At 26.5% G+C, this 12,866-nt stretch carries 5 protein-coding genes; 1 reads left to right on the forward strand and 4 read right to left on the reverse strand.

What is annotated here, in order from left to right:
• Window positions 1–13 precede the first annotated feature (13 nt).
• Window positions 14–271 carry a hypothetical protein gene (locus NWE74_RS02790; RefSeq protein ID WP_258241717.1) on the forward strand — a complete coding sequence of 86 codons (258 nt, stop codon included), beginning with the start codon at window positions 14–16 and terminating at the stop codon, window positions 269–271.
• A gap of 152 nt (window positions 272–423) precedes the next feature.
• Here NWE74_RS02790 and NWE74_RS02795 read toward each other — a convergent pair whose 3' ends face one another.
• The 4 genes from NWE74_RS02795 to NWE74_RS02810 all read right to left on the reverse strand — a co-directional run bounded on the left by NWE74_RS02795 (window position 424) and on the right by NWE74_RS02810 (window position 12,861).
• Window positions 424–951 carry a dihydrofolate reductase family protein gene (locus tag NWE74_RS02795; RefSeq protein ID WP_258241718.1) on the reverse strand — a complete coding sequence of 176 codons (528 nt, stop codon included), beginning with the start codon at window positions 949–951 and terminating at the stop codon, window positions 424–426.
• A 164-nt stretch (window positions 952–1,115) separates the two neighbouring features.
• On the reverse strand, window positions 1,116–1,784 hold the full coding sequence (locus NWE74_RS02800; protein WP_258241719.1) for a YkgJ family cysteine cluster protein: 669 nt from the start codon (window positions 1,782–1,784) through the stop codon (window positions 1,116–1,118).
• Between the two features lie 157 nt (window positions 1,785–1,941).
• The gene (locus NWE74_RS02805; protein WP_258241720.1) at window positions 1,942–4,455 is read right to left on the reverse strand and encodes an SBBP repeat-containing protein; all 2,514 of its coding nucleotides are present in this window, start codon (window positions 4,453–4,455) and stop codon (window positions 1,942–1,944) included.
• Window positions 4,456–4,575: 120 nt separating this feature from the next.
• Window positions 4,576–12,861, reverse strand: coding sequence for a neuraminidase-like domain-containing protein (locus tag NWE74_RS02810; protein ID WP_258241721.1), 8,286 nt, complete (start codon window positions 12,859–12,861; stop codon window positions 4,576–4,578).
• Between the last annotated feature and the right edge of the window lie 5 nt (window positions 12,862–12,866).

A 12,866-nucleotide genomic window follows, 5' to 3' on the forward strand; every position in this document is an offset into this window, starting at 1 on the left:
AGGAGGTGCTTACTTGAAAAATTTTTTCTCATTTAAAAATAATAACTTTAATATATTTACTGCAACGGGGTTAGTCCTTATATTTTTAAGTTTTTTTTATATTGGTCAACCTCTAATATTTTTTGCACTTATTATAGGATGGATCCCAGATATGTATATGGCTATTAATAATTATAAAAAATCTAAAAAAATAACTTCTATTATGATTTTATATATTCTTACTTTTATTATTTTAGTTGTATCTTTAATTATAGAATTATTTACAAACTAATTATTTATTGAAATTTATTTAGATATGTACTGAAATTATATACATTAACTTATAAATTTAAAGAGGTGATTTATTGAAAATAATTGAAAAACATCGTAATATAATTATTTTTAATCCACCATGCTTTTATACGGTGGATTTTTTAATATTTCTTATTTATTTCTTTTTAAATATTTCATAACTACAATGCCATCTTCAACTGAGTAATAATTAAGTTTTAAATCTATTTTAGGATTATTTTCTAAAAATAGTTTTCTTCCTTTACCTAAAATAGTAGGTATGATTCCAATAATATATTCATCTATAATATCAGCTTTAGTAAAGTTATCTATTACTCCACCTCCGCCAAATAAGTATATCTTTTTACCTTCATCTCTTAACTCAATTATAGTCTTTAGTATATCTGTTCCTATAAAATGATAATTCTCATAATCATCCATATCTTGTGAAGTTGCTATGTATACATCTATATCTTTAAAGTCCTTATGAAATCCTTGATCATAGCACTTTCTTCCCATAACCACAATATCAATTCCTTCTAAAAATTTATTATGATCCCATTTATTTTCTGTATTAAGTGTAGAGTTGCCGTCTCCAACTATCCACTCATATCCACCTTGTTCATCTGCTATATATCCATCTAAACTCATTGCTAAGTTTAATATTATTTTTCCATTCATATAGTAATCCTCCGTCGCCTATTTTTATATAGTATATGTATTTATTAATTTTAATTACTTATTTATTAAATACATACCCTTAAGTCTTAATAATTAAAACTAAAATAACCCTGAGTCTGTTTTTCAGACGTAGGGTTATTTAAATTTATTCTTAATTTATACTGCTATATAATTCCTAATCTATTTTTTATCATAGGTAAGTCTTTAAAGAATACAGAGTAGAAATTCTCTCCTTCTCCTACTTTTACACGATAAAAACTGTCTAATAGAATTTCATTAATTTCTTCAAGTTCTTTTTCATCTCTAACAAACTTTAAACGGAAACCTAGTGCCTTAATAAACTTATGCCACTCTAAAATAAATACTTTATTTTCATCATAGTTTTCAATTCCTACCCACTCTTTTACCTTAACATCTTTTAAATCTTCTTTAGGACAGTTTCCTACCTGTAAAAAGTACTTAAAAGTATCATCTTGGTATGCTCTGCCAAGAGGGAATAAACGGCAAATATTTGGACGTTTAGAGTGAATCATACATCTGCCTTCTTCGTTTAAAAAGCTACACTTTTTATTATTATCCTGCATCTTTAAGTATGGTAATGATATTTTATTATTTTTACGTAACTCAATCTTATTTCCTATCAGTTTATCAAACTCAACACCTAAATAGCTTACCATTTCATATATATCAAAAGGTGTAAGCACTACTAATTCTCCAACATCACAACAGCAATCATTACATCCATTACAACCACATGTATCTGCTTTTACTATATCTTCTATATCATATAATTTCCCATCAGAAATTTCATCTAGTATATTTGTAGATCTCATCTATGTTTATCCTCGTTTCTTGTTTATATTTTAGTATAATACTTAATCCTATCTTATTATACTAAAAATCACCTCATAGTTTAACATATTTAGAGTGTTTAAAAAAACTAGTGCTACTTTTTAAATTTTATATACCTTTATTTATTAAGTATTTTCTTTAATATTCAATATATATTTTACCTATTATATTAAAAATATAATAATCATCAAATTCACTAATTGGCATATCATTCACTTCTATTTTTATTTTAAAATCATCAATTGTTGGATTTTGCTTATTTTTATATACACATCCATAATCTATCTTATTTTGAGCATATCCTTCTACTAAATCAAATATATTTAGATTGCTCATATCATTTTTGCCAAGCACTAGTCCTATTTTATATTCTATTCCTAGAGTTACTATTATATTTTTCATTTCAATTAAACCACTTACTTTACCACAATTGCCAATATCTATATTTTTTTCTACCTTTTCAGTTTCTTCACTTATATAAAAATAAACTGGATTTATTTCATTTGGGTGACTATATAACTCACTAACTTCTTTTTCAGTCAATATATTTTTTTCTAATTTTGCAATCAAATTTATATCTGCAAATTCAACTACTTTCTTAATCACTTCAGGTTCTTGACTTATTTTAACTATAAATATATTTTGATTTTCGCTACTTAAACCTCTTGTAAAAGACATAGTTTCAACACTTGTATTTCCTGATATATATATATTTCTATCTTTATCTAAATTAATTGAATTTATTGCAGTCTTACAGTCGCTTTTTCCTGAGTATGTTGAAAATACTATATCTCCATAACTATTTAGCTTAGTCAAAAAACCATATTGACCTACATTATATCTAATACATGAATTTAATATAGGAAAATTCGAAGATGAGGTGTATCCACCCACGTATATGTTATCATATTTATCAACATTTATCGCCAATCCCTCTTCATCTTTATCGCCTTCTAGTTTCTTATTTAAGTTTATTTCACCCCATTTATTTATTCTATATATACATACATCTTTGTTCGAGTAATCATATTTAACTGTATATCCTGTTATATATATGTTTTGATCATAATCAACGACTAATGCGTTTGCACTATTATATATACCCTGATTTAAGTAAGTAGCAAATTTTATATTCATACTTGGATATAATTTTATTGCATAAATATCTTTCTCTCCTTTAAAATTATAGATTTTTTTCTCTACTGGGAATTTATCTGTCTTTACTTCACCAACTACATATATATTATCATTATTATCTATACTTATAAAATTTCCTTCTCCTTGCTCTCCATTTAATAGCTTTGTATTTAATACTTTAGAATTGGAAGATATATTATCATCTATTTGTAATTTTGTTATAAATATATCTTTATTAATTTGTGTATCATCTACATGGCTTTTAGGAAAATCAGATGAATTCGTATATCCTGTAATATATACATTATTGCTATTATCTACACAAATAGAATTTGCACAGTCATCGTATCTTCCTCCTAAATAAGTAGAAAATAGTAAATTTCCATTTTCTTTTTTAGTGGTTTTATCTTCTTGTATTTTTATTTTAGCTAAAAATACATCCCATCCCCCTGAGTAATTTTGTATTTCATTTTTCAATGGAAAGTCATTAGATTTACTTCTGCCTGTAATATATACACAACCCTCACTATCTACAGCAATACTCTTACCTTCATCATCATCACTTCCACCTACTCTTATAGAGTAGACTGTGTTTCCATCTTTATCTAGCTTTAGTAAAAATGTATCATAGCTTATTGTTTGAGATTGTTCACCTATTAATGGATAGTCTATAGATAATGTTTTACCTATTAAATAAATGTTACCTTTTTTGTCTAATACTGAATCTTCTAAACTATCCTCTTTACTACCACCTATTATATTTACATGCTCAACTGTAGGATCTATTATTAAATCTATACTTTTATCATACTCTTCTATTTCAAATTTAATATTATTTGCATCTAATACATATCTACTATCTATATCCACTATTTTTTCATTTATTATTTGATAGGTTTTAGGTTTTTTAATAATAACGATTGATATGTCTTTTGATATGTTTATATCTCCATTTTCATCTATTTCTATATTGCTACTTCCTTCGATTGAAAAGTTTATATCTTTAGGATTTGCATTTTTACTTATCATAAAATCATATGATAATTTGTTTTCTTGCTCATAATAAACTATATCTATTCCTTTGTATAGATTTTGTTGTTTAATTTTTACATATGCCGGTTTGTTTTGTATCCAATTTTCTTTATTATTTCCTTTTATATAGTTTATATAATATGGTAACTCTTCTTCTACTAAAAACCTGGTTTCCTTATTACAATTGTGGAATTTTAACTTTAATATATTATTGGGCTTTATTTCTGATTCTATTAAAGAAGTGTTATCTTTATTGAAAAGTTTATTATATATTTTCCAAAATAAGTTTTTATTTTGTTGTAATTCTTCTTTATTATTTTCTAATATTTCATCAATTGAATACTGATTTAAATAAAGTATAACTTCATTTTCTAAAAAATGTGCATTGTAGTCACAATTTCTCATTACATATTTTACATTTTCTAAATTCGGATTAATATTTTCTTCAAAAACTATAGGTATTTTACTTATAGTACTCTCCATTTTTTTAACTCCTATCTATACTTTTTAATTCTCATAAATATTTTAAATAAAGGCTATGAATTCACTCATAGCCTTTATTTTGATCAGTTATAAAAAACTTGATCTATAAAATAATTAAGCTTACTTTGTAATTATTGCTTCTTTTATTTCTGCTCTTGCTATTTCAAGAAACTCAGTATCTGTAGCTCCCTTTGCAGTATAGTCCATATGAATTATAACATCTGTTATAGATTCAAAATCAAATTGTTTATAATCTGAGTTTAATTGTATTGACCATTCACTTATTGCTCCTGCTCCTTCAAATGGTAAATATCGTTCATCATTAAAGTTAAATTCAAACATTCCATCATCATAATCTCCATCACTTGTTTGTATTGAATTTGTAGGTACATGAGCAGATACAAATCTATTATCATTAGCAGTCTTAATATATCCATTGGTTACATCTTCATTTACTCTATACTCATTTTTACTTAATGTTAATATACAGCTAATTGTAGTGTATGGTTCTTTTTCACATTTAATAGATATTTTTACTGATTTTATTCTTCTAAAATAGTTATTATAATAATCCATATCAAATACTAATTCTGGTATACTTATATAACAATATCCATTTTCTTTTAGTAGTTGAAGTGCTACTGTATTTAATTTGTTTAATGATATATTCTTAGTCAATTCATACTGGCGCTCATTTTCATCTATATATGACATTTCCATAGTTTTAATATCCTGATATAATCGATCTCCTGATAATAGACCTTTTCTAAGACTATCCCAGTATCCCACTTGTATAAATGATACTTTTTTGCCTAATTCATATTCATAAGCTTTTTGTGCCTTTTTAGCTACATTATATGCTAATTTATAAGCTTTAAAGTATACTGTTGATACTTGTGTTATCATCCAGTTATAAAGCTCTGAATTAGTATACTTGCTTTCAAAGAACTCTGACAATATTTCTTGGTCTCTTATTTCTAGTATTTGATTTTGTAAATTATCTTTAGCTATATCAAGTCTTATTTGAGCTGATTTTATTTGTTGATCCATAGAATTAATATCTGAGTTTGCTGATTCTATTTCATACTGCCATTCTTTATAGTTTCGTTCTACCTCTGCTAAAAGTTCTGATAACTCTGCTTCTAAGGAAAATGTATCTGCTGCACTACTACTCATATCTGCAAAGGCTTGGAACCCATTGACATACTCTGGCTGTGAAATTGTGCTATGGGGACCAAATCCAGATATACCTGCATCAAATCCGGGAATAACACTCAACCCTCCTGAGATACTACTAAGAACTGATGCAGTAATTTTAGAAGCCATCGCAAATGTAATCATTGATATTTGTGATTTTTCTGCTGGAATTAATTTTTCTAAGTTTGAATAGTAATTTTTCTTTATTTGAAGAGTATCTTTAGAATTAATTAGTGAATCTAAGTCACATTGTGCTGAATCTATTTCTTTTTCATTAATAGTTTTTAATAAATCTAATATATCATTTGATACTGTTGAAGATATATTGGCTAGTTCATCTGCATCTTTAGTTTCAAGTATTTTTAATAGTGATTTACCTAAATATTGTAATTGGAAGCATAGCTCCGATGCTTTTTTTACTAATACTTTAAATCTATAATATGGGACATTAATACTACTAGTATCATCTAATATAGAGTTTATATCTACTCCTGCTGCTGTTGCTTTCACTAATATAGATGGATCTATTGGTGGCTCAAATAAATCAAGCTCTCTTAATATTCCTTCTATATTCATACAGTTTCTAATTTTAAATAATCTATCTGCTACTCTATCCCAATACTTAAAAAGTATATCATTAGGAGTTATACAAAAATACAAACTACTCAAGTTTGGATATGATAACTTAGATAAATTTTCTTTAAGTTGTGATTTTTCATCTTTAGTCATAGTGTCTCTAATTTTTATTGGTATTGCATTTTCTGCATATCCATTTCCAAATTTATCTATACCAAATGTTTCTAATTGATTATAAGTTAATGCGATATTATCTTTTGCTTTAAGTTTAATAGGTTTAGGTCCTAGTATCTTAGCAGCTATTACGTATAATTGAGTTGCTTCATTTATAGATTCAAAAGTATCCTTAGTAAATAGATAATCCGCCCAATCTATTATATTATCTATATATTTCATCACTACATTCTTTTGGTAAGCTACAGTTCTTGTTCTTGCTATTTTATGTGGATCAAAAGGATTTTTTCTCCATGCATTTATTGCAGATTGATTTTGCGTACTAATTTTATTTTTCATCAAATTATTAATTTCTTCATTTGCATACTCAGTTGTTGTTGTTTTATAAAATGGTTTAGTTATCCAATATTTATTTGGTATAGGTTCATCTGATATTAATGTTGGATTAAATATATAGTGATACCATTTTTGAGCTTCTTCAAATTTTTGATTTTGATTTAATTTATTTGCTAAAAGCATTGGTATGTGGAAGAATATTTCCCAGTTATACATTGAATAACTTCCATAATCTGAAAAATCTACTATTTCACTATTTGGATCTTCTTTATAATCCTTACCTCCCATTTGAATTCCTACACATATGTGTGGATTATAGGTAGCTTTGAAATTAAAGCTATTAGGATACGTTGTATTAGGCATAAGCTGTATATTTCTATTTAATAGCCCATCTATTCCACATCTATCGAGCTCTCTTATAAATACGTTTGCATAAGGATGATATAGTGGGTATGTTTGCCAAGATACAGCATCACTGGTTTGAGTAAATTTATAATATAATGTAATATAGTATTCTCTATTATTATCTTGATACACAAATGGTCCATCTGGATATTTAGGATTTGTATCTAGAGGGATAATTAAATTACATGGTTTATATCTTAATACCATTCCCCAATCGTATTTAAAATCATCTCTAATCCATAAAGTAATATCATCAGTATCATTTTTTTTAAGATAATTATATTCATAATTCATATATTGAGGTACATATGCTAGTTTATTGTACCAATCTGTTGTTGATATTTTATAGTTGCTGCCTATACAGGATATTAACTCTTGATCTACTCCTCTATTAAATAATGAGTTATAAACTTTTTTACTATCTAAACATTTAAAATATATGCTATATACCTGTGCTAATGTACTATTAACTATATCCTGTGTATATGGAGTTTGGGTAAATGGTGTATAAATAGTTCTTTTAATGTCATACATTTTCCCATTAAAATATAAATAATAAGCACCAGCGATGTCACCTTTTAAGTTGCGTAAATTATTATATATCACAAAAGTAGCTACACTTTTATTACTATTTAAACCTACCCTTAAATTAACTATATTGTGTAATTGAGTACAAAAAGAGTCATATACTGTTATTGGTATATCATTAGGATATGTTTTTATAGGTGTCCAATTATTATTTTTGTATACACTCCAAGATAATTTAATATTCATATATTTTCTAGCATCTTTTCCTGAGCTTGACTGGTTGCCTAAATCTTGTTCTTTATAAGGTTTATCATCTATATCTAACCAGAACATATGAAGTTTTCTATTTAAAATAAACAATACCATTTGCTCTGCATTTATACCTATATTTATTTTTTCCCATGGACCCCAAATCATATTTCCATCTATGATTTCTTGATTTCTATAATAATAGTTGTATGGTTGTTCATTAGTTCTAGCTACTATATGAACTATTTTCTTATCATTTTCTACTTGTTTGTGTATTGCACACGTTTTTAGGTGAGCTACTTCTTCTAATTTTTCAATATATTGCATAAACAGCTCTTCTGCATATTCGTTGGTTATTTCATTTTGATTTAGTTTATCCTCAAGCTCTTTAAAGAAAGGAGTTTTATCACGTCTTAATTCTGGTTCTATCCAGTTTTCTGGATACAAAAATACTAATCGATTTGCTTCCCATACTCTATAGTTTTTCATCCAAATATTCCATTGTTCCCAATCAATATCATTTAAAGATATTTTATAGTTTTCTAGGTTCATTAAACATCTTTGAACAAATAATTGTATTGTTGTATTTGCTTGTAGTATTCTTGTTGTCAATTGACAAGGTGACATCTGACTATCTATTAATAGGTATTCATATAAATCATCTGTAGTTTTAAACCTTTTATTTGAGTCTTTATTTAATAGGTAAGATACTAGTGAATCTCTTTTTTTAACTCTAATTTTATCTTGTATATTTGCACTTATATTTAGCCAATTTTCATTAGAGAATTTAGATTTTACAACTTGTATTATAGAGTTTGCTATAGACTTTGCTTTATTATTATTTTCATAAGTGTATATATCTATATTTGCATATTCCAATATGTCATCTACTTTTATTCCACTTTTATAAATATTAGATACCTGTTCATAGTATCTTAATATTGAATCAATATCATGCTGTGCACTTTCTACAAAAAAGTGAGTTTGTAATGTTTCTAATGTTTTAATATCCCAATAAGTTAAATTAGATAACTCTTGATTAAATTCACTCAGGGTATGAGCTGCCGTAGCTGTTTCTAACACTTTAAATATAGATGTTTCATCATGCTTAGGATATATTTTTTTAAGTTTATATAATTTAACTAAGTTTAACCACTGATCATACATTACATCATCATCAGTCTCGCGTATAGGTAAATATGCAAAACTCATTAAATTTAGACGGTATGAATTTTGTTGTATAAATATCAATTCTTCTGTTTCTATTTTTAGTTTCTTTATTAATATAGACATTTTAAAAATCAAATAATAAACGAAGAATATGTTTTTAAAATTTTCTTGATTTATTTCATATAAATATTCGTCTTCATTATTTTTTAATAATAATTTATCTAAATCATTTTTCATAAAATTAATTAAATTAGGTTTGATATATTCCATCTCTCTTAATAGACCATATGGCATTTGAGTTAATATATATGCTGATGTTGAAGTTTTAAGATTAAATTCAATACTAGTTTGTTCAATCATAATGTCATCATGTAAATTAGTATTGCTATGTGAAAGATTATTTCTTAAATTGGATACATATTGTTTAACTATATCATCTTTACTTATTAAACTATCTTCTCCTGTAGTGTATCTCAATAAATATTTTAAGGTTTTTAAGTCAAAATTATATTTTATTATGTCTTCACATTTATTTATAAAATCATAAGTTGTAGTTGGATTTGTAAATATATCAAAGTTATAATCATCATATATTATAAGTATTTGTGTTAATAAATCTTTTATAGAATACCCCATACTTCTTGCTAAATATGTGTATCTTGTTAGAATACTTAAATTATCCAATGTCAATAATATGTCATCATTTAAATTTTTATCTAATAAATATTTTAAATGATCTAATATAAGATTTAATTCACTTTCATTTAAACTAAGAGATGCTAATACTGTATCTTTATGATCTAATATTTTTTCATTCCCTGATATACTAACAAACGCTTGGTCTATGTCTTGTGCCTTTAATACTGTTTTATTTAAAAATAACTTATCATATAAATTTACTATTTCTTCATTATTTTCTAAATACACTTTAGTTGTATTAAATCCTCTATAAAAACTTATTATTTCTTCAACAGATAATCTTAATTTTTCTTTTAAATCTATTATTGCTTTTATTTGTATAAATAAGTTTTTACCTACCTTTTTATTACCTATATTAGAGCTTTGTATAGCCATATCTATGTCACAGAATCTCCATCCAGTTGATTTTTGTAGTCTTGTTAACACAGGTAATTTATATGCTATAGATCCATATGAAATTTTAAATTTTATTTCATTTATATTACAACTATTACTATTTAATACTACAAGTTGATTGTTTGGATTAATATATTCTGTAGATAACACATCTTTTAACTGATTATAAGTTAAACTCGCTTTATTTAAAACATCTGTAAAATTAATAATATCTGACGTTAATACATCCTTATCTACTTGGGGTATATTTGATGGATTTAACATAAATTCACCTTCAAAATAGTTAAACCCTAAACTTTCAAGTGCTACTAAATACTCTTTTTCTTCAAGGTTATTTGAAAATATACTTACAAGATCTGATAGTTTAATGTTTATTGAATTTAAATACTCTCTAGCTTCTTCATTGTATAAATTAAATGGTAAATTATTAAAAGTAATACTTCTTGATAACTCTTTGTAGACATTATTATTTATGTGTTCCGGCATTGCTTTTAGTTCATCTTCTTTTTTTGTTGTTTGATATGCTCCTATGTTTGGTTTTATTGAATTTTCTAATATTTCACAAACTAAATCTATATAAGGTAATTTAGTATTAGTATTTTCACAACTTAATTCAATTTTTCCTATATCACTTCGTCTTTCAAACAATATATTCTTGGCAGATTTAGTGCTACTTTCATTTTTCATACTTCTATAAGATAAAAAATTAAGCATATCAACCATATAGGCTGCTGCACCATGAACAGATTTGCACTGCTCACACTCACAATAACTTAGATTTCCAAATAATGTGTTATAATCTGCATCTAGTATGTTTGTATCACGAGATAAAGTTTCAACATTTTGTTGTTGTTCATATCCTGTAAGAACAGCTAAACTTTTGTACGTGCCCATCTTATCTAGTTGCTCATCTGATGGAGTTACTCCTGATACTGCACTTGGTATTAAAGTATTTGTAAAATTATTTAACCTTCCAAACTCTGATAATAGCTCACCATAAATTGATGTAGCACTTTCATAAGCATCATAAGCTACATCTTCATCTACTCCTAGTTCTATCATTTGATTTATAAAATTGCCCACACCCATAAGATAGATACTTTGTGCACATAAGTCTTTTTCATATAATATTTTGCTTAAAGTTGGATCTGTTGTAATACGAAGTACTCTTTGCAACCTTTTTGCATCGTTAATAGTATCTTCAGATGGTAATGATCTTGTTGAAAAATTAGACTGGGATAATGTTTGAATTTCATTTACTAGCCCATCTATATTTAGATCTCCCATAGGATAATCAGCTATTCCCATTTCTACATTTTGTGCTATAAAAGATCTTGCAGATTCTGCGCTAGGCATTTCTGTTGCAATTGCATGTGCGGCGGCTGCGACTGGGTATTCTTCTCTAAAATTTTCTTCTAACTTAGCTGCATAATTAGCAATCCTTTCATCTTCTGTATCACCTTCAGTATCATCTGGGTACCCAGTCTGGCTACTTCTTATATATGATTCCCATCTACCATGTGACCTACCTGCAAAGTCTGCAACCCACAAACCGCTCTCTCTAGATAATTCACCTACTAGCTCCCTTGTCATTGGAACACGACCTCTTACTAATCCATCTAATGCAAATGTGTGTTGCAAATCTCTTGCCATATCTTCTGTGAAATTTGGATCATTGGCTTTTAGTTCGTCTAATGTACTTTCAAGTATTCCACTATTAGCTGTATATGCATCTATAAAACTTTCTCTCAATTCACTACTTGTTCCTGATAAATCTAACAACTCTTCAATGCTCGTATTGCCCGTAGTTGTTGCAGAACTAATTATATTATCTTTTCTTAATGAGCTTAAATTTTCTATTATTTCTTGAAGTTCATCATCTGGTATTTCTGATATAAGATTATCCTCTACTCCTTTTGATAAAGTATTTCTTTGACTTTGTTCATCTAAGTCTACTATCTTATTTTTTATTTGACTTAATATATCATCAATATCTTTAAAGTCTGTGTATAGCTGTAATAATATTGCTTCTATATCACTAAAAATTCCTAATTCTAAAAATGGGTAATATACGTAACCTTTAAGAGGATTAATTGCTGCTCTTGTTCCAATGCTAGGATTCGCTTCTAACCTATGGCATATTATAATATATAGTACCTGTTTTTGATCTATCTCTAATAACTTTGATACATATTCTATATCATTATGCTCACTATTTACTTCTAAATCTGTTATATCCATATTATATATTAATCGTCTTATTTCTAATGTTAATTTATCATATTTTGGATATTCTTTTACTTGATTTCCTTGTATAAGATCTATAATTTCTTCTTCATCTGCGTCATATAATATACCTGATTGTATATAGTCTGTGCATTCTTGGTTGCTTTGGCAAAACATATCAAATCCTGTATTAGCTAAGCTAGATTTACATATGTATGCTCTTAAATATATATTAGCTAGTGGTATTTTCTTTTCATTACTACATTTATTTGAATTGTCTTTACTATCATCTATGGCATACTGAATACTATACATTCCACATTGGTCTGAGTAAGTTTCGGCTAATAATATATCCCTACGTAACTGTTTTAGATAAAGTTCTACTTTACAGCTTGGAATTGGCTCTGCATATTTATTTAATATGGACCCCTTTACTATTTTATTTATCACATTAA

Origin of the sequence: Romboutsia lituseburensis (assembly GCF_024723825.1) — a bacterium.
GTDB classification, from domain to species: Bacteria; Bacillota; Clostridia; order Peptostreptococcales; family Peptostreptococcaceae; genus Romboutsia_F; species Romboutsia_F lituseburensis_A.